This is a genomic window from Dyadobacter sp. CY356 (assembly GCF_021440195.1).
Lineage (GTDB): Bacteria > Bacteroidota > Bacteroidia > Cytophagales > Spirosomataceae > Dyadobacter.
In genome coordinates this window covers 394,073-417,602 of record NZ_JAJTSZ010000002.1, presented here as the reverse complement: position 1 = coordinate 417,602, position 23,530 = coordinate 394,073, and the positions used below count along the sequence as shown (strand labels likewise).

Below are 23,530 nucleotides of genomic sequence, written 5' to 3'. Positions count from 1 at the left end.
GAATTGTACAGCTAGTGTATGTTAATAGGATAGTCAAAGATAACTACATTTTTTTAATTTTCTTGTACTCTTCCAATAATTGGTTTGCCACCACTTTGATATCAAAATTATCCTTCACCATCGTGAAGGCTTGTTTTTTTAATTCGTCAGCGTAATTTTTATCTTGCAATATTTTAAGAAGTCCATCCGCAACACCTTCACTGGTAAGGGGTGTCAGATAGGCCGCGTTGTATTTTTTGATATAATCTCCAAAGCCGACACGATCCGAAACCAGGGCCGGAACTTTGGAAGTCATTGCTTCCAGAACGGCGATAGAAAATCCTTCGGAATAGGATGGGAGCACAAACAGATCAGCATCCGATAACGCCTCTTTTTTGACAGTATCCGTCAACATTCCTACCAGCTTAACTTTATCAGACAAATTGTTCTTTTTGATAAAATCTTCGATAACTGATAGATAACCATCGTCGGGACCGGCAAGAATGAGCACTGCTTCCGGTAATTTTTCATGAACCTGCTGAAAAGCGGGAAGGAGTAAATCAAGTCCCTTTTTTATGTTTAACCTTCCCATGAACAATATCATTTGTTTGGAAGCAGCAATGCCATGTTTCTTTCTAAAAATACCTTTGTCCGGCAGATTGATATATTCGGAGACTTTCATTCCATTTGGCACAATCACCATATTGGCCGGCCTGTAACCCAGATACCGGATCACATCTTCCTCTTCATCCGTATTATTGATCTGAATTAAATCCGCTTTGCCCAGCAATCTTTTTTGGTAAAATAAAGTCACCAGATCTTTTTTCCATTTGCTATGTGCAACCGCCCATTTATCAAGCAAACCGTGTATGGTGATAACCAATGCGGCCTTATGCGGGATTAAAAATGGCGCCAAACTCCCAAAATGCCAGATTCCATGCATGTGAATAATGTCATATTCATTGATATGCTTTTTCAGATAATCATACATTTCAATTGAGAATTCCCGGTAGAAATTACTGATCGGCGTTGTTCTTTTGCATTCAATAAGTCTTGCGCCTTCCGGGACGGGATACATTTTCTCGCCTGGTGTCATCGGACTTAAAATATCAACCTGATGACCTTGTGCCAATACTTCATTGGTGTGGTCATAGATAATTCTTGCAGGTCCGCCGATTGCCCACGTGTAAGCACATATATTCAGAATTCGCATATTTTCAATTAATTAATGATAACAGACAAAAATCTAACGAAGATTTTTATAACAGTTTACCATCGCTTTGGCTACGGTTTTTGATGAAAATGGTTGTATAATTTTTAATGATTCTTTTCCCATAGAATCTATTTTTTCAGGGTTTTTGATAAAAAACTGCAAAGCAATTTCGAGTTCAGGCTGACTTTCGGGATTAAATAAAAAGCCGTTGACGCCGTTTCTGACGAGATCATCCGCGCATCCGCATTTTTCAGAAACTATGACCGGCATACCGCAAACCATTGCTTCGTTCACCACCAGGCCCCACGGTTCCGATTTACTTGGCAAGATCAGCACATCGCTTTTCGCTAGCCAGGCAGGTACTTTATACCAGGGATGCCCTCCGGCAAATTCAATAATTCCTTTGTTTGCATATGCTCCCGAAATTTCCTTCAGTTTTTCTCTTGCCGGACCGTCACCTACAAAAAGCAATTTCCAGTCAGACGGAATTTTACTGTTATCTTTAATGGCAATGAAAGCTCTGATTAGTAGTTCTAAGTTTTTTTCTTCTGCGAGCCTGCCCACATAAACAAATCTGCGTGTGCTTTTTGAAGAAATTATTTCCTGATACTGATTTTTGGCAAGCTCAAAATTTGTTCTGATTACGTCTTCATCAATGGCAGCTGCATTGGTTACTGCAATTTGCGATTGTTTAATTCCCAAAGTTAGAAGATAATCCGCCGAAGATTTCCCAAAGCAAAAAAAAGCATCTGCCTGGTTTACGATCCAGCTTTTGATCTTTTCTTTTATTGAAGATCGGTTATGATCCAGGGATGAAGATTCAGAGGACAATACGATTTTTACACCTTTCATTCTCGCGTAAATCATCAGCAAAACCTGGGCGTAATCAAACCATCCCGTAACATTTAAGACAGTGGGTTTAAATTCGTCAAAAGCTTTAAACAACGCTTTTCGTCTTTCTCCGAATTTTACTTTGTCGAGGCTGGTTTGAAATAAAACCTGGTAAGGATAATCATATTTTACTGTCTCATCGTCCTGCATTACGCTTCGGCTTGCTTCGTAAAGCGCTATCTGAACAACCAGAAATGAACTATCGGGACTGGTTTCGGAAATATTCTGATAAATCTCACTGAAAAGTTTCGACTTATAATGCGCCCATAATTGATTGTGAATCACTAAAACCCGCATTATTTATCTTTTTTAAGGTAATCAAGAATAATAGGATAAAGATTATTTGTCAGAAAAATCTGTCCTTTATTATCAAAATGCACTACATCCATTTTTCTATACATTTTTGTAGAAGGATGGAAGTCAAATTCGCTGATTAAACGTACATTTTTTTCTTTGGCAAAATTGATAATCTCATTGCCCTGGTCATTAAAATGGCCCATAGCAACTTCGGAAATTTCGGGATGAAGGTATATGAAAAAGGGAATATTATTGTCCTCAGCAATTTTTCTCAACTGTTCATATCCGGGATTAAATCCAACGCCAGCCTTCCGGATTCCCTCATCAACAGGTTTTTCAGTCTTAACAGAATCCGTTTTTGGTTTCTGCGCCACCGGATCAAGTTCTTTTTGGGTTGAGAAAAAAGGGATTTTTTCAGCGTAATAATCTACATAATAGGGATACAGATATTTGTAACGGTCCCAAAGTTCAAGTAGCGCAATATGGTATTGCTTATCCGGCATATTTGGATCAATCCCGACCTGGCTCTCATGCGCCATAATGTCGTGTGCATCGTGACTGCTTGTAACCAGACAAATTAGTTTTGCATGAAACAGACCAAACTTTTTCAGATAGGCAGCGATATTATCAGGCCCCCAGGAACCTGCGGAAATATTCAGAACACGAACCCGTGTTTTAAGTTCGGAAGATAATTTTTTTTCCAAAAATCCGGAAGCGAGGCTGTCCTGGTCGGTCATGCTGCCACCATTGATGACAGAATCGCCCACAAGCAGCACAACTGTCGTGTCGGTTGGAGACACGGCGTCGTTGCGCATGGAGAATTCGTTGGTGATCACGCGGTTCCCAAAACGCTTTACATTCTGGTTGGGAGCATAGATATATTCAAAATCAGGATCGGAAACATATAGAGGTGCATTGCAAAAGCCATATTTGAAACGGAGCACTGCTTCCGCAACCCCAGCAACAATTATTAAAAAAATAATAAACCTGAAAATAAATTTTAGCATAAAGTAATTCTAATTTTGCGATGTTCGCAGATGCAAATTTAGAATTACTTTTGCATTTTTGATTTTTTATTGAAATACAGCGCATGATTTCTTCCAAAAACCGTAAAATCGTTACTTACTCTCTACTGGCTTTAGTTATATTATCCGTTTTTATTTCGGGTGTTATTTTTCCGCCGTTTCATGGTTATTACACCACGGATGAAAATTTTGTAGCAGATTCCGGTGTCTGGATGTGGTATGGAAACACGCCGCGCGGGCTTGATTGGCCGGCTTCACCGAGTATGTTGTTCTATTTTATCATTTTTGGGGTAGCTTGTTTCAAGTCAATCATTGCCAATAGTGGAAGCATTCATGGATTAGTTTCAATTTTTGAATCCTTTGATCTCGAAGCGTATAAATATCTGTGGGATCGTGAGCCATATATCCTGTTGGGCCGCGCCTTTCAGATTTTGATCGTTGGATATATTCTGTACAAAACGATCCGTCTGATACATAAAAGAAATCACTTTTTACTGACCGATTCCCTGCGTCTTTTTTTACCGGTTGTACTGGTAGCTTCTACTATTTTGTTTGCTAATTTGCCTGTTTTACGGCCAGAGGCAATATCGGGAAGTGTGTTTATATTGTTACTGGCCAGGCTCGTCTTCACCGATTCAATATCCATAAAGGATGTTGTAATATGTTCCATACTTTTTGGACTTATACTGGCGCAAAGGCTTATTTTCGCCTTCTTTATACCATTTTATATAGCAGCTGTTTTCTTGCTGGTACCGCAGGATAAAATAAAAAATGTCCTGTTTTCGCTGCTCGTGATATTTGTTTCATTCATTGTTTTTTGTCCGTTTATAATATCAGATACATTGGTGGTAATGAAATCCTTTGTAGGCGGGATCATCGCCAAAATGAATGACAAGCCGATGGGGACATTTTTCAATATGGAATATTTGAAAATATACTTTGCAGAACCTGTTAATTATATCATTTTAGCACTTAGCATAATCGGGATTGTTAAGCTGCTCAGGACGAAAAAGGTTATCTATTATGTATTGATTGGAAACCTCTTATTGTTTCTGTTTCTTGTTTTACGCTCTTCCAAAATTTATGATACACACGTTTTGCCGGCAGGCGTAGTAACGCTTTTTCTCATTGGTTTGGGTCTGAGTTATATTGTGGAATTGGGTAAGAAGTGGGGTTTTAAAGTTGCGCTTGGACTTGTCATAATAATTTCTCTTTTTCATTTTAATGAAGCCTATGCGCAACATAAAAGAGTGCATGCTACGGTCAATATGCATACCGCATCAAACTGGATTCTGACGCTGCCTTCCGGAACTAAAATGCTGCTTAATCCGGAATTGGAATTTTATATCCCTAAAACACAGGAATGTCTTTTAAGAGAGAAAACACAAAATCTGGATACCCTTAAAATGATTAAAAAGCTAAATTTCTTGTTGGGAAATAAAGGTGCTGCTGAGTTAAGTGAAGAAAACCTTCCGATTATCGCAAATGCTTTTGCTTTCGAAGATGAGAAACAGTACGACGCACAGTACCGTATTTTGCTGAAGTATGTTTCAACTGAAAAAAGAAAAATGTTTGATTACGATATCTACTTCGATTCGATTGAACTTGCAAGTCACAGTGTACAGACCGAGGAGGCTATCAATGAATTTAAGGCAGGTAAATATCTGTACATGGTAACAGATTTACAGTTGCAAGGAATAAAGCCAATCAAGATTTTTAATAAAGACGAAGGTGCTTACTATTACGTATATGATAGTAGGATAAAGTAAAAATCTTAATAAATTTTCAAGGTAAATTATTAATGGCCATCCTGAAAAGGTTGGCCATTATAGTGTATTGGGCATTCACAACGGCTTGTTCATATTGACATAACAATGAGGTAACATTAACATTGCAGTTTTGCAGCCGGTTAAAGAAGACGGGAACTTCAATTTTAACATACCTGATAACCCTCCTGAACCTGTAATAAACCCGTCTTGGCTTTACATTAATTTATCCCCATTTATTTCAAACGTTTGCAAAAAATTTCAAACGTTTGCATTACTTGTATGCTAGTTTATATTTTTTATATCAATAATACAATTAGTAGTTTTGAAAAACTTACTCATCGGTATTGTATCTAACACTCACTTAAGTCAGTATCTCAATTTACCTTAAAACAAATAATCCACATTATGAGACAAACTCTATTAGTCAGCAAAATGGGCTTGTGTTGTTGCGTTTTGTCGTTTTCCACTTTCATGACTGTAAGTTCCGGTGCAACTGCCGGTATGCTTGCAAAGGGAAACACGCAGCTGACAACACGCCATACTGCTTTGTCAATTCAAGACATTCCGTTGAAAGGCAAGGTTGTTACAGCAAAAAATGAAGGTCTTCCGGGTGTTACAGTTTTGGTCACTGATGTAAATGGGAATAAGCAGGGAGCCACAACGAATGAAAACGGAGAGTTTTCTTTCAGCGCATTGGAGGCAGGAAAAAAGTATAATCTTGAATTCAGTTACATTGGATTTGAAAAACAAACTTTAAGTGATTTTGTTCTGTCAGAATCAAACAGCAATGTTAATGTTACGTTGAAAGAATCGGCGGCGGACCTTAATGAGGTTGTTGTGGTTGGTTATGGAAGTACTGTTAAAAAAGATATCACCGGATCCGTAAAATCACTTAAAAGCGGAGAATTTAACACAGGGATTATCAACTCGCCTGAGCAGCTTTTCCAGGGAAAAGTGGCGGGTGTTAATGTTACTTCGGCAACAGGTGAGCCTGGCGGAACGGTGAGTATTACTGTTCGCGGTCCGGGTGGTGTTCGTACAGGAAGTACGCCACTTTTTGTGGTAGACGGTCTGGCATTGGACAACAGCAGCACGGGTGGTGCAACCAATCCTTTGAGTTTTCTAAATCCGCAGGATATTGAATCCATTGATGTTTTGAAAGATGCCTCTGCAACAGCAATTTATGGGGCAAGAGGTGCCAATGGTGTTATTCTTATTACGACCAAAAAAGGAAAATCCGGTGCTGCATCAGTAAATTATTCAGGTAGCTTTGGTATTTCCACTATGGCAAGACCGCTGGATGTTTTCTCAGCTGATGAATTCAAAACCGAGGTGACAAAACTTGGCGGAACGCTGATTGACGGAAAATCTAATACGGATTGGCAAAAGGAAATTTCCCGTACCGCTTACACCCAAAATCACAATGTATCGCTCGGTGGCGGAACGGACAAAATGACTTATTACGCATCGGTGGGTATGCAGAAGCAGGACGGGATTTTGAAGAACAGTAATCTCGATCGTTACACAGGCCGTATCAACCTGAACCAAAAGATGCTCAATGATCGTGTGAGCGTTGATATCAATCTGAATGCAACCAATACAAAAAATTCAAGACCTCCGGAAGGAATCGTTGGTGGAGCAATTTCTGCTAACCCAACTTATCCTGCATATGATGACAAAGGAGCACCTTTTCAATATGTTGACGGGACAAACCCTTTGATCACGCTTGCTCTTGAAAAAGATTTAACGACAACAAATCGTATTATCGGAAATATTTCTCCATCGGTAACAATTTTTAAAGGTCTGGTTTATAAATTAAACTTTGGTATTGATAATTCTACTTCTACGCGTGATTTGCAGTCTTTGGCAAGTACGGTTCCATTAAATCTTGGACGGTTAGAGACAAGAGATGTACGCAACAGCAACAAGCTGATCGAGAACTATATTACTTATACGCTTGATAATAAGGATCATAGTTTCTCTGCGTTGGTTGGTCATTCTTACCAAAAAATTAACCTGACGGGACGAATTTACAGTATCAATAAATTTCCGGTCGGTGGAGTAGAACCAATTTATAATCCAGGTGTGGGCCAGGATCTTACGCTGGCTGTTAACAGACCAACCGGTACTGCAACTTTGAACGAGCTGCAATCATTCTTTTCGAGAGTAAATTACGGTTATAAAGACAAATATCTGGTAACCGCAACGGTTCGTGCTGATGGTTCTTCCAAATTTGGAGCAAATAATAAATATGGTATTTTCCCATCTTTTTCTTTGGGATGGAGACTTTCTGAGGAGAAATTCCTGAAATCATCCGCCTTCACAGATCTTAAACTTCGTGCAGGCTGGGGACAAACGGGTAACCAGGAAATTCCATCTAAAATTACCCAGGCATTATTTACTTCCACGATCACTGACAAAACGAGTTATCCATTGTTCAATACCGGATATCCTGCGGGGACAACGTACGCACGTCTTGCTAACCCGGATATTCAGTGGGAAACTTCTTCTCAAACCGATTTAGGTATCGACTTTGCTCTTTTCAAAGGTGCGTTAAGCGGATCTGTTGATTATTTCAGCAAAACTTCCGGTAAAATACTTTTGGAAGTAATTCCTTCGGATCCGGTTCAGCCGGCGGGTACTTTCTGGACTAATGTTGAAAATATGAAAATTGTGAATCAGGGAACTGAAATTGATCTGGCTTACAGAAAGACACTTGGGAATGGAATCAGATTTGGATTGAGTGGTAATATCACGTTTATCAAAAACAAAGTAAAAAACTCTCCTTATTCAGTAATTCCTTCGGGAGCTGCACAAGGTTCAGGGCTTACTTCTGCTACGATCAACGGATATATCAGCGGACAACCGATTGGTACTTTCTTCCTGAAAGAATTTACCGGATTTGATGACAAGGGAATTAATACCTTCAGAGATGTGGATGGCGACGGAATCATCACGGACAAAGACCGCGTGGCGGCTGGTTCGGCACTTCCTACCAAAATGTACAATTTCAGTGGAAATATCGGTTTCAAAGGATTTGACCTGGTTGCAAACTTTAATGGCGTGTCGGGGAATAAAGTTTATGACAATACAGCGAACTCCAATTTCTACAAGTTAAGATTATCAAAAGGACTGAATGTGATACCGGAAGCAATCGCCAACGCGAATGAATCAACAAACAATTCTGCGCCCGTTTCAACACGTTATCTTAAAAGTGGCTCTTTCCTTCGGTTGAATAACCTTGCGTTGGGTTATAACTTCAATACCACAGCATTGGGAATCAACAACTGGGTTCATTCCATCCGTTTGTCAGTAACAGGCCAGAATCTGTTTGTTGCTACAAAATACAACGGTTATGATCCGGAAGTTAACAACGACCGGTCTGTTAATGGGATTACTTCCTACGGTATCGATTACCTGAGCTATCCAAAAGCGAAAACGGTAATTTTTGGTTTAAATATTGGTTTCTAATCTTACGACAATGAATAAGAAATTACCTATCATACTTACAGTTGCAGGCTTGTTTTTAACGACAATGGCCTGTACAGATTTAAAAGAACAAGTGCTTGATGAAACATTGGGTTCCACGCTTACAGATGAACAGACTGCTAATGGGCTGATTGCGCCGGTATATGCACTTTTACCTGAACTTCACAAGCATACCAATTATTTCGCTCTACAGGAAATTTCTACGGATGAGGCTATTTTGCCCTATCGCGGAGGAACTGACTGGGGTGATAACGGGATTTACCTTGCCCTGCACGCGCATACTTCGGTAAGTACCGATCCTAATATCAAGGCTACATGGGATAATATCGTTCAAAGTATTTCAAGGTCGATCACTGCGATCACAACTTTATCTACGGCAAAAGATGCGACTTCTGCGTTGTACCTTGCTGAGGCGCGCGGGATGAGAGCTTATTATTCCATGATGACGCTGGATTTGTTTGGTATCGTTTTCGTTAAAGAAGATCCGGGAACGGTTTCTAAAATCATTCGTGGCGCAGAAGCGGTTTCTTATATTGAAAGTGAATTACTCGCAGTTGAGCCTTTACTACAAAACAAGGCGACCGTAGGACCTGGAAGATTGACAAAAGCTGCGGTTTGGGGACTTCTGGCAAGATTATATCTGAATGCAGCTGTTTATCGTGATATTTATGCTCCGCAGTTTACTTTTAATAGTGCGGATATGGACAAGGTAATTGACTATACCAGCCGTATCATCAGCTCGGGAGAATCTAAATTATCAGCAGATTATTTCTCGATTTTCGGGAATGACAATCATAGCAACACGGAGCTTATTTTTGCTGTTGATCAGCGTTCGGACCTTAATGGTCATAATCGTTTGGCCTATTTTTCTCTTTCGGGAGACCAGTTTCCTCTGGCCGCTTTTCCGGCAGCAAATGGTACTGATGGCCCTGCCATAACTTCTGATTTTTACCAAAGCTGGGTGCAGGCTTACGGCGCGGTTGATCCAAAACGTGATCCTCGTTTTTACAAAGAAAATATGTCTGTTTATTCAAATCCGGGTGATACCTGTTTAGTTGACGCAGATTATAAGATTAACCGTGGAATCCTGCGTGGACAACAATATGGCGCTGTCCGCGTGAACGGTGCATTTTTAAGATGTCCGGATGGGAAATTAAAAATTGGTAAACTGACAAACTTAAGTCGGAACCGTAATGATTTGCCTGTGATATTTACCGAGAAAATTGACTTTACAACCGCAGGAAGTGGTTACAGTGCAGGATATCGTGTTGAAAAATATGAGTTCAGTCGTGTTTCTGATTCAGGAAGAAATAAAGGTGAAGCGGATATTTCAATCCTTCGTCTGGCTGATATTTATCTGATGCGTGCTGAGGCGAAACTGCGCAAAAGTGCGGGCGATGCGACAGCTCTTGACGATGTCAACACGGTGAGAGCTGCCAGAACAGCCACCACACCTCCACCGGCATTAACTTCAATCAATCTCGACTTGCTTTTCCGTGAAAGAGGTTTTGAGTTATATTGGGAAATGGTTCGCCGTACTGATATGATCCGTTTTGGCAAATACGAAAGTACCTGGACTGAAAAAACAAACTCAGATGTTCACAAACGTATTTTCCCTATTCCACAAACTGCTATTGACGGTGCTTCCAATTTGCCTGGTTACATGCAGCAGAATACAGGTTACTAATTCTAAGGATTTATTTATCAGTTAATAACAAAAGCGCTTTCCGGATCTCCGGGAAGCGCTTTTTGTTTTTTCGTTTTAAGAAAATACTAATTACCTGATTTTGCTCCATAAGGTTCTTAGACCTTCACTTTTACCAAGAAATGGATCGCTGTCGGGAAATGGAACATTTTCTATATTTTGATCGGCCTGTTTTCTTTCTTCGGGTTTCCCGCGAAGAATATCATAATCCATCCCATTTGGATAAGCTCCGATTACTTTGAAATCATTTGAAGAACCAAGGTTTTTATGTCCAACGCCGGCAGGAATAACAATGATATCACCTGCGCTTACTAACAACTTTTGTCCTTTTTCGCCGCCTAAAAATAGTGTAGCAGAACCTTCATAAATACCCAAAACTTCATGGGAGATACTATGGTAGTGATGATATGAAAAAACACCGTTTCGCCAGGAATTTGTCCAGTTGTTGGATTCAAAATGTTTTTCAAGCCAGGAACCAGCCTCCTTTCCCCGTTTACTGAAGGCATTTTTGTAAATTATTAAAGGATATTTGCTGTTAGGAATCAACCCATCATCCTTAAATAAGTACGTTTCAATTTTCATTTCCATATTGATGAAGGGTCAATTTTTTAATGGTCCTTTACTTACCTGCTTACCATCTTTCCAAACTGATTCAATTTTTCTGGTATTCTTGATGTCCTTTTCCGGGCTTTCAGTTAGTATAATAAAATCTGCTTTTTTGCCTTTTTGTATGGTTCCGATTTGATTATCAATTTTCAGAATTTTGGCTGAATTCAGTGTCGCTGCGGTAATTGTTTGCATGGGTGTCAGGCCAGCCTGAACCATTAACTCCATTTCCAGATGTTCAGAAAAGCCCTGGGCCCGAATAGGAAATGCACCGGAATCTGTTCCCAATGCTACCAAAATTCCGGCATCATGGATCTTTTTTAAATTTTTCAAAGCCATTTTAAATCCAGCCAGATTTCTATCATAATCAGGAGAATTTTTTACCTGATCCTGATATTTCTGACTGATAATCATTTCATAAACACCTGGCTCCAAGGATGCTTTGAAAAAGGAATCCTCAACCCATTCCGGTTTTCTGGCATAAATAAAAGCATATTCATCCAACGATAATGTTGGAATGTATGCGACACCTTTCGCTTTCATTGCATTAATTAAATCTGCGTCAATTTCTTTATCACGAATACTATGCGCCATTATATCCAAACCCGAAGCTGTCAGATCTCGCGCATCTTCGAGATTGTATAAATGACTTGCGACACGTATTCCTTTTTTATGCGCTTCTGTGATGATGGCTTTGTAAATCTCAGGTTTCATTTTTTCGGCCTTTCCGCCATGGTCGTCGACCCACATTTTAATAACGCTGGGTTTAGTTTTTGAAAGCTGCTCAATTTGGGCCGGAACCTGGTCCGCTGATTCCGGTCGCCATAGCAGATTCATCCAGGAGCCTGGGGCTTTTTCCGGCGTGTTAAAACCGTATCCTGCTGAGTATAATCTCGCCCCGGGTAACAATCCGGCTTTTGTTGAGTCGATCAATCCGTTAAATATTAAAGGCCGATCGGTTCCCATAGTCAGAATTGTTCCGACACCGTAATCCTGATACCTTTTTAATTGTCTCAGAACATTTTCACGTGTGTAATTTTCAGCGGTTGAAGTATTTCCTTTTAACGTTCCAATATGCGTATGGGCGCTGATGACTGCTGGAATTATTGTTTTTCCTTTCAGGTCGATCTGCGTTGCAGAAGGATGTTTTAATCCGGATTGAATAGCCGCGACAATTCCATCTTTTATCAAAATATTGACATCTGGTTTGGAAGCCGATCCCGTTCCGTCTATCAGATTCACGTTTTTTAAAAGGATCAAATTGCTATTCTGCGCTTTTAATTTACTCGTAAACGCAAGCAGAATGCATAGTAGTGCGATTCGAAAATATGGTTTCATATATATTTCAGTTTTCTATTTTTGCATTATAATTATACCAAAGTTGAGAAATGCTATTTCTTTAACCATATATTTTACGTAAAATAAAAAACCCTGAACCGGCAAAATAAGGCCGACTCAGGGTTTTCTTTACTAATTATCAATTCTTACTTTTGAATGTCAAAAAATGCAACTGAACTTTCTTTATCGACCTTGATTTGTTGAATCAAGCCATCCAGACCATCGAATTTTTGTTCAGGCCGAAGATAATGAAGCAGCTCAACCGTCAAATCTTCACCATAGATTTCTTTATCAAAATCAAAAAGGTTAGCCTCAATTGTCCGGAAAGTTCCGTCAACCGTTGGGCGAACACCGATATTTAGCATTCCCTGGTATGCCTCTCCATGATGATAAGCCTTAATCACATATACGCCGTTTGCAGGAATGAGTTTGTACGATTCATGCAGCTGGATATTAGCGGTTGGAAATCCAATCGTTCTTCCCAATTGTTTTCCTTTTACAACCAATCCCGTAAAAGAGTAGGGGCGGCCTAAAAGGAATTTAGCCTCATCCACGTTTCCGGACAATAGTGAATGACGGATCCTGGATGAGCTGATAGCCAGATCCTCGATATCCTGGCGTGGTATTTCCTCTACTTCAAAACCATAAGTTGATGCATTCTGTTGCAGAAACTCGAAACTTCCTTCCCGGTTCCGGCCAAATCTGTGGTCATATCCAATCACCAGCTTTTTTGTACCGATTTTGTCAACCAGTATCTGCCGTATAAACTCGTCAGACGATAATTCTGAAAATGCCCTTGTGAAAGGTATGATTGCCAGATGCTGAATTCCCATCTGCGAGAACAATTCAATTTTTTCGTCAATTGTAGAAAGAAGCTGTAAATCCTGACTGTCTTCCGAAACCACCATTCTTGGATGTGGCCAAAAAGTAAGCACCGTAGATTCTCCGCCACATTGCGTGCTGATTTCTTTAAGCCGGGAAAGTATTTTTTTATGGCCAATATGTAAGCCATCAAATGTGCCACTGGTTACGACTGCGCATTCCAATCTGTGAAAGGAATCAAGGCTGTGGTATATGTTCATTCGTCAACTGGTAACTTCAATTCAACACGTTTCTGGTAAATGAAATCGGTCAGATTTTTGGCATCTTTTAGTTCAAAATTACCAATTCGGGTACGACACAAGACACTCAGATACGCGCCACTTCCTGCCGCAACGCCGAAATCTCTAACAATACTACGAATGTAGGTTCCTTTGGAGCAAATGATCCTGAAATCGATGGCCGGGAAATTGGTGCTGTCTATTTCAAAGAGTGATATTTCCACGCTGCGTTTTTTTATTTCCGCAGTTTCGCCGCGACGTGCTTTTTTATAAAGTCTTTCTCCATCAACTTTTACAGCAGAATAGATGGGCGGGATTTGTTCAATTTGTCCAAGAAAGGTTTTTCTGGCAGTTTCCAGTATTTCTGAATTGATATGCTCAATAGGAAATTCTGCGTCAAATTCGGTTTCCAGATCAACGGAAGGCGTTGTTTTTCCTAATACAAAAGTGCCTGTATATTCCTTTTCCTGCGCCTGATAGGTATCAATAATCTTTGTTTTCTTTCCTGTACATAAAATAAGCAAGCCGGTCGCCAGAGGATCCAGCGTGCCGGCATGACCGATTTTGTTATATTTACAAGCTCTTTTTATTTTATTGACCACATCAAAAGATGTCCATTTCAATGGTTTGTCAATTAATAGAACTTCTCCTTCGTCTTGTATGGTAGTCTCGTTACTCAAACTATACTAATGTTATCTTAAAATAATCTCTTCTGTCATTCCCACAAATTTTATACGATGTCAAGTTTATAACCTGATGCCAATAATGCCAGTAATATAATTCCTAAAATAATACGATAATACCCAAAAACTTTGAAACCGTATTTTGTAAGGAAATTGATAAAAAATTTAATGGCAAGCATTGCCACCACAAAAGCGATCACATTACCAATCAACAGAGTCTGAATATCGGATGCCTGAATGGTATCGTAAGTTTTCAAAAGCTTGTAACCACCGGCCGCAGCCATGGTCGGTACCGCAAGAAAAAATGAAAATTCAGCGGCCTGTTTCCGTGAAAGTCCCTGAAGCATACCTCCAATAATTGTAGAAGCTGATCTTGAAACACCAGGTATCATGGCAATGCACTGGAAGAAACCGATTTTCAGAGCATCAAAATAAGTAATTTCTCTTTCTCTGGTTTCATCGTTCGCAATGCGGTCGATGAAGATCAAAATAATTCCTCCAACTAAAAGTGAGATTGCTACAACAACAACATTTTCAAGCATTGCATCAATGATGTCATTTAACAAAAATCCTAATACTGCCGCCGGAAGAAATGCTACGAACAGTTTAAAATAAAAGTCAGTAGATTGAAAAAAACGTTTCCAGTATAACACCACAACAGAAAGTATCGCGCCAAACTGAATATTAACTGTAAACATTTTAGTGAAATCCAGATGGCTGATGCCCATCACTGACGATGCGATAATCATATGGCCAGTGGATGAAACCGGTAGGAATTCTGTAATTCCTTCAACAATTGCTAAAATAATAGCCTGCCAAATGGTCATGAATTAGCTGGTTTACGTAAAATGGCCCAGAACTCAACCACGAATCCGATCACAACAATGATTGGGCCGACAGTTAATCCCAAAGCACCAAAACCAAATTCTTCTTTGTCCATGCTCATCACTGCAAATCCAATAAGGATTACAGCAAGTCCGATCAGCATCATTTTATAATTTGATGCTCCGAAAGGGAGATTATTTTTTGTGTTGCTCATAAATATTTCTTAACAGGTAAGGTATTATAATTCAATTAATACAGGTCATCCAGAGCCATCCGCAGATAACGCGCCAAAGACTGGTACGTACTTGCAATGCCAATAAGAATACCAAGTGCGAGCACAACGGCCACGAGAATAACCAGCTTATTGTATTCCTGCAACATCGCCAGACCTTCAACATTTCGGACCGCAATTTGTTGTAAAGCAATTAGCAATCCGCCTGCAAGAACACCACCAATTGTGCCTTGCATTGCACCGCGCATGATATACGGGCGTTGAATAAATCCATTTGTAGCACCCACCAGCTGCATACTTCTGATTAAAAAACGCTGGGAGTAAATTGCAAGTTTTATGGTATTATTGACAAGCAATACAATGATAATAAGCATGATCAGGGCAAAGCTTGCCAGAACAGCATAAATCTTGGTCACATTTCGGTTGATGTTGTCTGCGAGATCTTCCTGATAAACAACTTCGTAAACGCCATTGGCTTTTTCAATATCTTTTTTAATCGCCTGCAATTTGGACTCTTCGAAATAATCCTCTCCAATTTTTACGCGGTAGCTGTCGCGCAATGGATTTTCTCCTAAAAAAGCTGTGAAATCTTCTTTTGTACCTTCAATGAATTCTTTGGCAGCCTCTTCCTTGGATACAAAAGTAATGGGGTTTGGCGTTTCAGGGGTATTGTTCACATAGGGCTTGGTTTTCAAAACGGTCAGTAATGAATCCTGGCCTGCCTTGGTTACTGCCTTATCTATGAAAACTCTTACTTCAATATTCTGACGAATAATCGAAACCAGTTTCTTGGATTGTATTACCAGAAGTCCGCAAAAGCCGATCAAAAATAATGCAGCTGTCAGGCTCATTACGATCATAGCGTTGGGGTAACTACCAATCTTCTTCTTTTTTTTAGGCATAAAAAGGAATATTACGCGAATCAGGTTTTTAAAACTTACAGCGAATTGATAAAGACAAAAATAAGGATTAATATCAAATGAGACCCGTGTAACAGCTGGTCTTAACTATTTTTAACTAATCCCAAAGAAATGAATTAATTCCTTTTGCTCATTTCGTCACGGATTTTTGCAGCTTTTTCATAATCTTCTTTGGAAAGCGCATCGTCCAGCATTCTTTGAAGTTCATCAAAAGAAAGATCTCTTAATTGATCCATCAAACTTCCTCTCGACTGTAAAGTTTCTTTTACCGTTTCTTCCTCACCATCTTCTTCATCTTCGGTCAGAGAGCTGGAAATAATGCCGGCTTCGGATAATATAGCTTCGTAAGTATAAATCGGAATATCAAAACGCAATCCTATCGCAATAGCGTCGGATGGGCGGGCGTCAATTTCAACTTCACGCAAACTATCTTTGCAGATAATTTTTGCATAAAAAATGCCTTCTTTCAAATCAGAAATTACGATTTCTTTCAAGGTGTAATTCATGCCTTCCGCAAAGGATTTGAAAAGATCGTGCGTCATCGGCCGGTTGGGAACGATGTTCTCGATTTGCACAGCAATTGCCTGCGCCTCAAAAACGCCGATGATAATAGGAAGGCGGCGGTTTCCTAATTCTTCGCCTAATACAAGAGCGAAGGAACCTGCCTGAGATTGGCTTGGGGAAAGCCCCAATATTTCTAACTTAATTTTTTTCACGTTTGGACTTTAATGGGCTAACGCAACGGTTTTCTAAACAGTTCTGATGACTTTGCGCAATGGGTACTGTGATTCCTGCCAAATAGATTCCAATATCGTCAAATCCAACTTTAACCGTATCATTATAGGTACTGGCTTGTAAGCCAACGATCTAGTACTATAAAAATACAGTTAATTTTGCATATTCCTGATGATGGAATCGTATTCGTCTGCAAAAATAAATAACCCGACCTGCATAAAAAAATGCAAGTCGGGTTATATCTGAAAACATTTGATTATTTCAAGTCCTCAACAGCCTTGGTTAGCTTCGGCAAAATCTCGAAAACGTCACCAACGATACCATAATCTGCGGCTTTAAAGAACGGCGCTTCGGGATCTTTATTGATCACCACAATATATTTTGAACCATTGACTCCGGCCAGATGCTGTATGGCGCCGGAAATTCCGCAGGCTATATACAGGTTAGGAGCAACCTTAATTCCCGTTTGTCCGATATGCTCATGATGCGGACGCCAGTCAAGATCTGAAACAGGTTTTGAACAACCTGTTGCTGCACCAAGAGCACCGGCAAGATCCAGAAGCGGCTGCCAGTTCTCAGGTCCTTTCATACCACGCCCGCCGGAAACAATGATGTTAGCTTCGGTAAGCGATAGTTCCGAACTGGCTTTCTCAACCGAAACAATATTTGCCTGAAAGTCCTGATCACGCAAAACAGGTGAAAACGCCTCAATCGTTGCTTTCTCTGATGATTCGGTCGCTTCAAAAGCATTTTTCTGAACGACGAGAATTTTAATATCTGATTTTATTTCAACGTTAGAAAATGCTTTTCCAGTGAAAATGCTTCTTTTAACAGTGAAGTTTCCATTAATAACAGGCAATTCTGTAACACCGGAAACAATTCCAGCTTTCAGTTTTGCAGATGCTCTTGCAGCCACTGCATCGCCCAGACCGGATTTTGCCAGAATTATTATTTTGCTGTCTTCCTGTGTTACAGCTTGTGCAAGCACATCTGCGTAGGCAAGACTATTTTCATGCGTTAACTTATCGTCCGAGGCATGAAGTACTTTGGATGCACCAAAGGCACCTGTTTGTTCAAGTGCGGCTGCATCGGCTTTTCCGAGAGCCAAAACAGTTGCGGTGGTTCCCGTCATTTTTGCGACTTCCGCGCCATAAGCAACAGCTTCCAGTGAAGTCTTTTTCACAGAGCCATTATCTATTTCAACAAATATGAGTACTGACATTTTTTGATCAATTTAAAATTTGAAAAGCTGATTATTAACTCTTCAAAAGAAGATTAAATAACTTTCGCCTCTGTTCTTAAAAGTTTAATTAGCATTTCAGCCTGGTCAGCCGGGATCATTTTGCACGCACCTTTGGGAGCTGGAAGTGAATAATTTCCCGGAGCTGTAAATTCTTCCATAGCAACTGGTTCAACAACCAATAATGGCTTGGTGCGTGCTGTCATAATACCACGCATATTCGGGATTTTCCATTCAGAAATGGGTTCCTGACAACCTAATACCAAAGGCAAAGTTGCCGAAAGTGTTTCTTTTCCACCATCAATTTCCCTGGCCAAAGTAGCAGTTGTTCCTTCAATTTCCAGTTTCATAACCGGAGAATAGGAGGGAATACCCAACATTTCTCCCACAAGTCCGTGAACTACACCGCTATTAAAATCGATTGATTCCCGGCCCATTAAAATAAGATCGTAATTATTTTGACCGGCCACATAGGCAATCTGGCTTGCAACAAAATAAGAATCAACAGGCTCAGCATTCACCCGAATGGCATCGTCAGCACCAATAGCAAGCGCTTTTCTGATCTGTGGTTCCGCATCAGCACCTCCAACGTGCAATACAGTTACTGAGCCTCCCAGCTTTTCTTTCAGTTCAACTGCCCGGGCGAGTGCATAGTCATCATAGGGTCCGATTATAAATTGTACACCGGCTTTGTTAAGTTTGGTGTTATTATCGGTGAAAGTTATTTTGGCCGTCGTATCCGGCACATTGGTAATACATACGAGTATTTTCATGATTGAAATGGAAATGACTGATTAAAAAGCTGTTGAAATAATTATAACGATATCGATTATCAAGATAAGTTTAGCAGCTGGTAACCGTCGTTATTTATAATTTTTGATAATAAATTTATAATGGCGAATATACAGAAATTCTTAAATAGTATGCAAGCATAACAATATTAAAATGAAAAACTCATTGCTTCAAAATCTGATAACTTTTTACGAAGAAGATCCCAGTGATCCCTTCAACATATATGCATTAGCTTTGGAATATTTAAAGTCGGATTCTTCCGAGGCAGAGAAATATTTCGATATACTTTTAGCGGAACATCCGGATTATTTGGCTACTTATTATCCCGCTGCCGCCTTTTTTGCGGAGCTTGAAAAGGTAGAAAAAGCGGAAATAATTTATCAGAAAGGAATTGATCTGGCGTTACTTAATAACAATACAAAAACGCATCAGGAGCTTCTAAGGGCTTATCAATCGTTCCTGGATGAGCTTGACGACTAGCTCAGGGAATGATAAATTAATTTTGTAGTCTGGCAAAAAAATAGTAGTTTTCCTAATTGGTAAGAAATGTGGCTTGTTTGGCGACTTTTATGGTTACAACGCTTTCACTCTGCTCAGTTTTAATTTTTAATATTTTACGTTGAGTTTCCCCGTCGGTCGGGGAAAGAAATCATTCATTGTTATTTATGGAAAAGGAATCATTTATTCCCATTGTTGTAAAATGGGCTCAAGCTCATGGATTTAAGGAAATACAAGCCAATATGGAAGGCTTTGAAACACCTAAATCGTATGAAAGAGCTGCTGATAATGAGAAATTCACGCCGGATGTTACAGGTGTGAATATGTTCAACAGACATTATCTAGAGGTGTCCATGAAAACAGACCAGCTTCGGGGAAGTGTTTCAAAATGGAAACTTCTAAGTGAATTGGCAGGAATGAAAGGTGCTAAATTGTATCTTATGGCACCGCGTGGTCACGTCCGTTTTACGCGTGAAATAATTACTCAATATAATATTCCGGCAGAGGTCATTAAAATTGACTAATTCTGTTAGCCAAAATCAAGATTTTTAAAAACCGGGTTGAATGTTTAAAACTTCAACCCGGTTTTTTGTTATATAATGTTTTTATTTTAAGCTTCAGGATACTTCCATTCTCCACGGTAATCTCTCCTTAACAATTTGTTTGCTTCGGCATCTCCGGGGATTATTTCTTTTTCTCCATCCCAGACAATACTTCTTCCTAATTTGTAAGACAGCATACCCAGTAAGGCCATATTTGTGGAACGCTGCCCAACTTCTATTTCACAAATTGGCGGTTTATTAGTTTTTATAGATGTAAGAAAATTAGCCCACAATTGCTGGATATTCTGATCATCAGGTTTATTCAGTTGTGCATCCTGATGAATAACAGGTTTGTTAGGATTGGAAGGATAAAATGTCCAGCCATCAAGCCAGCCCATATGGAAAGTACCTTCCGTTCCATAAAAATAGACACCAACCGCTTGCTGCGGGTGCGTTTTCTCAGCATTGTTTGCCCCAAAATTACGGTGTTCCCATTCCAGCGTAAACCCTTCAAAATCGTAAACGGCAACCTGATGATCCGGCGCGTCAGTATTGTCCTGACGAATGGCCCGGCCACCGGTTGAATAAACCTTTTTTGGATATTTCTGTTCAGACCACCACAGGACCTGATCCAGCCAGTGGATTCCCCAGTCGCCTAATGTTCCGTTGGCAAAATTCAGGTAATTACGGAATCCTTTCGGGTGGATTGTTTTATTATAGGGCACCATTTGCGCCGGACCGCAATACATATCCCAGTCAAGTCCTTTTGGTACTTCTTCATCAGCCACTTTCTGGCCGGCACCACCGCCATAATGAACAAATGCTCTCGCCATACCAATTTTTCCTGCTTTTCCAGATTTAAGGAAATCCATTCCGGAAACATTATGCGGAGACACACGCCGGTGCGTACCTACCTGAACAATCCGGCCATGTTTTCTGGTCGCATTTACCATAGCCCTACCTTCCTGAATGGTATGACAAATTGGCTTTTCTACATAAACATGCGCCCCGGATTCCACGGCTGCGATGCAACATAATGCATGCCAATGGTCTGGCGTTGCCACGATTACAATTTCCGGCTTTTCCTTCAAAAGCATTTCCCGGTAATCCTTGTACAATTTCGGTTTGTCCGGCGAAAGTTTTGTAACCTCGGTATTGGTGATTTTTAATTGATTTTCGTCAGCATCACAAAGCGCAACCACTTTAGATTCTCCCGCCTGAATGGCACAACGAAGAATATTCGTACCCCACCAACCCGAACCTATAAGTGCTGTTTTGTATTGTGTCGTTCTTTTTAATGATGTCAGAAGCGGTAGCGATGAAAACGCCGCTCCTGCAATTACCGACTGCTCAATGAATTTCCTGCGATCCATCTTATTAATGATTGAATGTGAGAATGAGAGAGTGATTGAATGATGGCTTATTCTGGCTTATTTTCCTTTTAGCTTTGTGATTAGCCAGTTGTTCATTATATCGCGTTCTTCCGGGTATGTCCAGTGACCTGTTTCCAGGTATAGTTTCAATTCTTTTGGCGCGGTTGTCACGTTGTAGGCTGAATACATGGAAGTTGGCGGACATGTTTCGTCATTATACCCCCACATATAATAACCTGGTACTTTTACGCGTCTTGCAAAATTGACAACGTCGTAATATCCCACAGTGGCCAGTTTTTCTTTTGTGTTATTTACCTTGACACTGGCCTTGTCAAAATAATGAGGCCATCCACCAGCTCTTCCACTCAGGTAACCTGTAACATCACTTAAGGCAGGATAAAAAGCGCCAAGCCATTTTACGCGGGAATCCAGACCAGCAGTAACAATAGATAAAGCACCTCCCTGGCTTCCACCCGTCACGGCAAGATTTGAACCGTCATATTGAGGTAAGCTGGTCAGGAAATCATTGGCGCGAACGCACCCCATGTAAACATGTTTGTAATAAAACCGATCCTTATCATCCAGATTGTAATTTGGATAACCATTCAAAGCACCATAACCCAGATCAGTGTAAACGCTTGGATCCATAATTACAGAAATGCCATGGATACCAATTTCAAATGTGATGATATCTTTTTCTGCCATAAAAGGATCTCCATAATAAGCCCGGACGCCGGCACCAGGAACTTTCAGTAAAGCAGGATATTTCCCTTCTTTTTTAGGTACGCTCAGGATGCCGTATAATCTGGTACCAATTTTGAAATTCTGTAAATTAACATGGTATACATTTACTTTTTCCGTGCATCGTTCCGGTAGTAAAGTCATTTTGGCATCCATCGGAATCGTTGCCAGTTCCTTTTTTGCGGTTTCCCAGAAAGTATCAAAATCATCAGGATTTGTTACCGTAGGTTGGATCTTTTCGGGGTCAAAACCTGCCGTTGCCAGTCCCCGGTATTCGCCTTCTCCATTGGCTGTCCATGCAACGCATCTTAAAAATCCAGGTGCTTTCAACGTTCCGGCATCAATGGTAATGGTTCCGTTGGCGGCTGTTTTGGTTTCCTTGATGGTAGGCTCCATTTTTTCCAGCCCGATTTCATAACGTATGGAGGCATTTTTTACAGGATTTCCGTTCTTTAAAACAGTAATCGTAAACTTTGCTTTATCACCAGTTTTATAAGTCCAGTCCTCACGGTCGGGAGCAACAATTATTTTAGTTGCACGCTCAATCGGTTGGGCAAAAGCCGGCGCAAATGCCAGTGTGAGGAAAAAGATAAAATAGTAAAACCGTAGTTTTTGGGATTCCGGATTTAGGATGTTTCGCATGGATATAGATTATAATTTACTTTGTTTTTGGAATAGAAAGTGACAAAGAGGCCATTTCTTTGATTTCAATCCGGATTTTTTTTGCAATCTTTAAATCAGTGTATTGAAATCCGGGTTTTAACATCAATAAAGTATTAGTTTGATACGAATAAATAAGTTTATAAGTGAAACGGGTTTTTGTTCCCGTCGTGAGGCAGACAGGCTTGTGGAACAGGGGCGGGTAACTTTAAACGGCAGACAAGCGGTTTTGGGTGACAAGGCGACAGATGCAGATGAAATTTTGGTGGATGGAAAACCTTTGAAAGTAAAAAAAGCAGGGATCTATATTGCTTTTAATAAACCGGTCGGGATTACCTGTACAACCGAGCGACAAATAAAAGGTAATATCATCGATTTTATTAATCATAAGGAAAGGATTTTTCCAATTGGCCGACTGGATAAACCGTCGGAAGGTTTGATATTTTTGACCAGTGATGGCGATATCGTTAATAAGATTCTACGTGCCGGAAATAATCATGAAAAGGAATATGTAGTAACGGTTGATAAGCCTATTAAACCTGATTTTATCCAAAAAATGAGTAACGGAATTCCGATTCTGGATACTGTTACGAAGAAGTGTTTTGTCAGGAAAGACGGCCATTTCGTTTTCACCATTATCCTGACACAAGGTTTAAACAGGCAGATACGAAGGATGTGTGAATATTTGGGATATAGCGTAACAAAGTTGAAACGCGTGCGCATCATGAATGTAACATTAGATAATTTGCCGGTTGGAAAATGGAGGGATTTAACAACAGAAGAGTTGAAATTTATCAATGATGCAGTAGAAAATTCTACCAAAACTGAGGAGGGATCTTATGTGGAAGGTGTAGATGAAGAATAAGTGATTTATTGG

At 40.1% G+C, this 23,530-nt stretch carries 21 protein-coding genes; 6 read left to right on the top strand and 15 right to left on the bottom strand.

Translation table 11 applies throughout. The features are described 5' to 3' along the window. Nucleotides 1-43 precede the first annotated feature (43 nt). From LXL81_RS08000 to LXL81_RS07990, 3 genes are read right to left on the bottom strand one after another with little or no spacing between them, the layout of a single operon-like run. On the bottom strand, nucleotides 44-1,192 hold the full coding sequence (locus tag LXL81_RS08000; RefSeq protein WP_234646202.1) for a glycosyltransferase: 1,149 nt from the start codon (nucleotides 1,190-1,192) through the stop codon (nucleotides 44-46). Between the two features lie 33 nt (nucleotides 1,193-1,225). Continuing rightward, nucleotides 1,226-2,380, bottom strand: coding sequence for a glycosyltransferase family 4 protein (locus LXL81_RS07995; RefSeq protein ID WP_234646201.1), 1,155 nt, complete (start codon nucleotides 2,378-2,380; stop codon nucleotides 1,226-1,228). After that, nucleotides 2,380-3,387: a hypothetical protein gene (locus LXL81_RS07990; RefSeq protein ID WP_234646200.1), complete on the bottom strand. Its 1,008-nt coding sequence runs from the start codon at nucleotides 3,385-3,387 to the stop codon at nucleotides 2,380-2,382. The genes LXL81_RS07995 and LXL81_RS07990 overlap by 1 nt, the downstream gene beginning before the upstream one ends. A gap of 83 nt (nucleotides 3,388-3,470) precedes the next feature. Here LXL81_RS07990 and LXL81_RS07985 point away from each other — a divergent pair, with 83 nt between their 5' ends. The 3 genes from LXL81_RS07985 to LXL81_RS07975 all read left to right on the top strand — a co-directional run bounded on the left by LXL81_RS07985 (nucleotide 3,471) and on the right by LXL81_RS07975 (nucleotide 10,350). Beyond that, on the top strand, nucleotides 3,471-5,174 hold the full coding sequence (locus tag LXL81_RS07985) for a hypothetical protein (protein WP_234646199.1): 1,704 nt from the start codon (nucleotides 3,471-3,473) through the stop codon (nucleotides 5,172-5,174). 501 nt (nucleotides 5,175-5,675) lie between these two features. Continuing rightward, complete coding sequence (locus tag LXL81_RS07980; protein WP_234646987.1) at nucleotides 5,676-8,645, top strand: SusC/RagA family TonB-linked outer membrane protein; 2,970 nt, start codon at nucleotides 5,676-5,678, stop codon at nucleotides 8,643-8,645. A gap of 10 nt (nucleotides 8,646-8,655) precedes the next feature. Continuing rightward, the gene (locus LXL81_RS07975; protein WP_234646198.1) at nucleotides 8,656-10,350 is read left to right on the top strand and encodes a RagB/SusD family nutrient uptake outer membrane protein; all 1,695 of its coding nucleotides are present in this window, start codon (nucleotides 8,656-8,658) and stop codon (nucleotides 10,348-10,350) included. Nucleotides 10,351-10,440: 90 nt separating this feature from the next. On the opposite strand, the gene LXL81_RS07970 is transcribed toward LXL81_RS07975, so the two are convergent. From LXL81_RS07970 to LXL81_RS07925, 10 genes are all read right to left on the bottom strand, one after another. After that, a complete protein-coding gene (locus LXL81_RS07970) occupies nucleotides 10,441-10,950 on the bottom strand; it encodes a cupin domain-containing protein (RefSeq protein ID WP_234646197.1) in 510 nt (169 codons plus the stop codon). A gap of 18 nt (nucleotides 10,951-10,968) precedes the next feature. After that, nucleotides 10,969-12,312, bottom strand: coding sequence for an amidohydrolase family protein (locus LXL81_RS07965; RefSeq protein ID WP_234646196.1), 1,344 nt, complete (start codon nucleotides 12,310-12,312; stop codon nucleotides 10,969-10,971). Between the two features lie 146 nt (nucleotides 12,313-12,458). Continuing rightward, nucleotides 12,459-13,394: a bifunctional riboflavin kinase/FAD synthetase gene (locus tag LXL81_RS07960; protein WP_234646195.1), complete on the bottom strand. Its 936-nt coding sequence runs from the start codon at nucleotides 13,392-13,394 to the stop codon at nucleotides 12,459-12,461. Next, nucleotides 13,391-14,092: a tRNA pseudouridine(55) synthase TruB gene (truB, locus tag LXL81_RS07955; RefSeq protein ID WP_234646194.1), complete on the bottom strand. Its 702-nt coding sequence runs from the start codon at nucleotides 14,090-14,092 to the stop codon at nucleotides 13,391-13,393. The genes LXL81_RS07960 and truB overlap by 4 nt, the downstream gene beginning before the upstream one ends. A 50-nt stretch (nucleotides 14,093-14,142) precedes the next feature. Continuing rightward, nucleotides 14,143-14,922 (bottom strand): undecaprenyl-diphosphate phosphatase, encoded by a 780-nt coding sequence (locus LXL81_RS07950; RefSeq protein ID WP_234646193.1) that lies wholly within the window; start codon nucleotides 14,920-14,922, stop codon nucleotides 14,143-14,145. After that, entirely contained in the window at nucleotides 14,919-15,134 is a 216-nt protein-coding gene (locus LXL81_RS07945; protein ID WP_234646192.1) for a DUF3098 domain-containing protein, read from the bottom strand. The genes LXL81_RS07950 and LXL81_RS07945 overlap by 4 nt, the downstream gene beginning before the upstream one ends. 35 nt (nucleotides 15,135-15,169) lie before the next feature. After that, nucleotides 15,170-16,054, bottom strand: coding sequence for an ABC transporter permease (locus LXL81_RS07940; RefSeq protein WP_234646191.1), 885 nt, complete (start codon nucleotides 16,052-16,054; stop codon nucleotides 15,170-15,172). A 134-nt stretch (nucleotides 16,055-16,188) separates the two neighbouring features. Then, a complete protein-coding gene (locus LXL81_RS07935; protein ID WP_234646190.1) occupies nucleotides 16,189-16,788 on the bottom strand; it encodes a bifunctional nuclease family protein in 600 nt (199 codons plus the stop codon). A gap of 275 nt (nucleotides 16,789-17,063) precedes the next feature. Further along, the gene (locus LXL81_RS07930) at nucleotides 17,064-18,029 is read right to left on the bottom strand and encodes an electron transfer flavoprotein subunit alpha/FixB family protein (RefSeq protein WP_234646189.1); all 966 of its coding nucleotides are present in this window, start codon (nucleotides 18,027-18,029) and stop codon (nucleotides 17,064-17,066) included. Between the two features lie 53 nt (nucleotides 18,030-18,082). After that, nucleotides 18,083-18,820: an electron transfer flavoprotein subunit beta/FixA family protein gene (locus tag LXL81_RS07925; protein ID WP_234646188.1), complete on the bottom strand. Its 738-nt coding sequence runs from the start codon at nucleotides 18,818-18,820 to the stop codon at nucleotides 18,083-18,085. A 172-nt stretch (nucleotides 18,821-18,992) separates the two neighbouring features. On the opposite strand from LXL81_RS07925, the gene LXL81_RS07920 reads away from it, so the two are divergent. Then, nucleotides 18,993-19,319, top strand: a complete 327-nt coding sequence (locus LXL81_RS07920) for a tetratricopeptide repeat protein (protein ID WP_234646187.1) — start codon at nucleotides 18,993-18,995, stop codon at nucleotides 19,317-19,319. Between the two features lie 185 nt (nucleotides 19,320-19,504). Continuing rightward, complete coding sequence (locus tag LXL81_RS07915) at nucleotides 19,505-19,861, top strand: hypothetical protein (protein ID WP_090335811.1); 357 nt, start codon at nucleotides 19,505-19,507, stop codon at nucleotides 19,859-19,861. Between the two features lie 86 nt (nucleotides 19,862-19,947). On the opposite strand, the gene LXL81_RS07910 is transcribed toward LXL81_RS07915, so the two are convergent. Together LXL81_RS07910 and LXL81_RS07905 are read right to left on the bottom strand one after the other, a co-directional pair. Next, the gene (locus tag LXL81_RS07910) at nucleotides 19,948-21,252 is read right to left on the bottom strand and encodes a Gfo/Idh/MocA family protein (RefSeq protein ID WP_234646186.1); all 1,305 of its coding nucleotides are present in this window, start codon (nucleotides 21,250-21,252) and stop codon (nucleotides 19,948-19,950) included. A gap of 57 nt (nucleotides 21,253-21,309) precedes the next feature. After that, on the bottom strand, nucleotides 21,310-22,635 hold the full coding sequence (locus LXL81_RS07905; protein WP_234646185.1) for an acetylxylan esterase: 1,326 nt from the start codon (nucleotides 22,633-22,635) through the stop codon (nucleotides 21,310-21,312). A gap of 133 nt (nucleotides 22,636-22,768) precedes the next feature. Between LXL81_RS07905 and rluF the strand changes: the two genes are divergently transcribed. After that, the gene (gene rluF / locus LXL81_RS07900; RefSeq protein WP_234646986.1) at nucleotides 22,769-23,518 is read left to right on the top strand and encodes a 23S rRNA pseudouridine(2604) synthase RluF; all 750 of its coding nucleotides are present in this window, start codon (nucleotides 22,769-22,771) and stop codon (nucleotides 23,516-23,518) included. Nucleotides 23,519-23,530 lie beyond the last annotated feature (12 nt).

Bases quoted from the DNA above. Each gene is read 5' to 3' on its own strand.
- LXL81_RS08000 (WP_234646202.1), bottom strand. From the start codon at position 1,192: ATGCGAATTCTGAATATATGTGCTTACACGTGGGCAATCGGCGGACCT.
- LXL81_RS07995 (WP_234646201.1), bottom strand. From the start codon at position 2,380: ATGCGGGTTTTAGTGATTCACAATCAATTATGGGCGCATTATAAGTCG.
- LXL81_RS07990 (WP_234646200.1), bottom strand. From the start codon at position 3,387: ATGCTAAAATTTATTTTCAGGTTTATTATTTTTTTAATAATTGTTGCT.
- LXL81_RS07985 (WP_234646199.1), top strand. From the start codon at position 3,471: ATGATTTCTTCCAAAAACCGTAAAATCGTTACTTACTCTCTACTGGCT.
- LXL81_RS07980 (WP_234646987.1), top strand. From the start codon at position 5,676: ATGCTTGCAAAGGGAAACACGCAGCTGACAACACGCCATACTGCTTTG.
- LXL81_RS07975 (WP_234646198.1), top strand. From the start codon at position 8,656: ATGAATAAGAAATTACCTATCATACTTACAGTTGCAGGCTTGTTTTTA.
- LXL81_RS07970 (WP_234646197.1), bottom strand. From the start codon at position 10,950: ATGAAAATTGAAACGTACTTATTTAAGGATGATGGGTTGATTCCTAAC.
- LXL81_RS07965 (WP_234646196.1), bottom strand. From the start codon at position 12,312: ATGAAACCATATTTTCGAATCGCACTACTATGCATTCTGCTTGCGTTT.
- LXL81_RS07960 (WP_234646195.1), bottom strand. From the start codon at position 13,394: ATGAACATATACCACAGCCTTGATTCCTTTCACAGATTGGAATGCGCA.
- LXL81_RS07950 (WP_234646193.1), bottom strand. From the start codon at position 14,922: ATGACCATTTGGCAGGCTATTATTTTAGCAATTGTTGAAGGAATTACA.
- LXL81_RS07945 (WP_234646192.1), bottom strand. From the start codon at position 15,134: ATGAGCAACACAAAAAATAATCTCCCTTTCGGAGCATCAAATTATAAA.
- LXL81_RS07940 (WP_234646191.1), bottom strand. From the start codon at position 16,054: ATGCCTAAAAAAAAGAAGAAGATTGGTAGTTACCCCAACGCTATGATC.
- LXL81_RS07930 (WP_234646189.1), bottom strand. From the start codon at position 18,029: ATGTCAGTACTCATATTTGTTGAAATAGATAATGGCTCTGTGAAAAAG.
- LXL81_RS07925 (WP_234646188.1), bottom strand. From the start codon at position 18,820: ATGAAAATACTCGTATGTATTACCAATGTGCCGGATACGACGGCCAAA.
- LXL81_RS07920 (WP_234646187.1), top strand. From the start codon at position 18,993: ATGAAAAACTCATTGCTTCAAAATCTGATAACTTTTTACGAAGAAGAT.
- LXL81_RS07915 (WP_090335811.1), top strand. From the start codon at position 19,505: ATGGAAAAGGAATCATTTATTCCCATTGTTGTAAAATGGGCTCAAGCT.
- LXL81_RS07910 (WP_234646186.1), bottom strand. From the start codon at position 21,252: ATGGATCGCAGGAAATTCATTGAGCAGTCGGTAATTGCAGGAGCGGCG.
- LXL81_RS07905 (WP_234646185.1), bottom strand. From the start codon at position 22,635: ATGCGAAACATCCTAAATCCGGAATCCCAAAAACTACGGTTTTACTAT.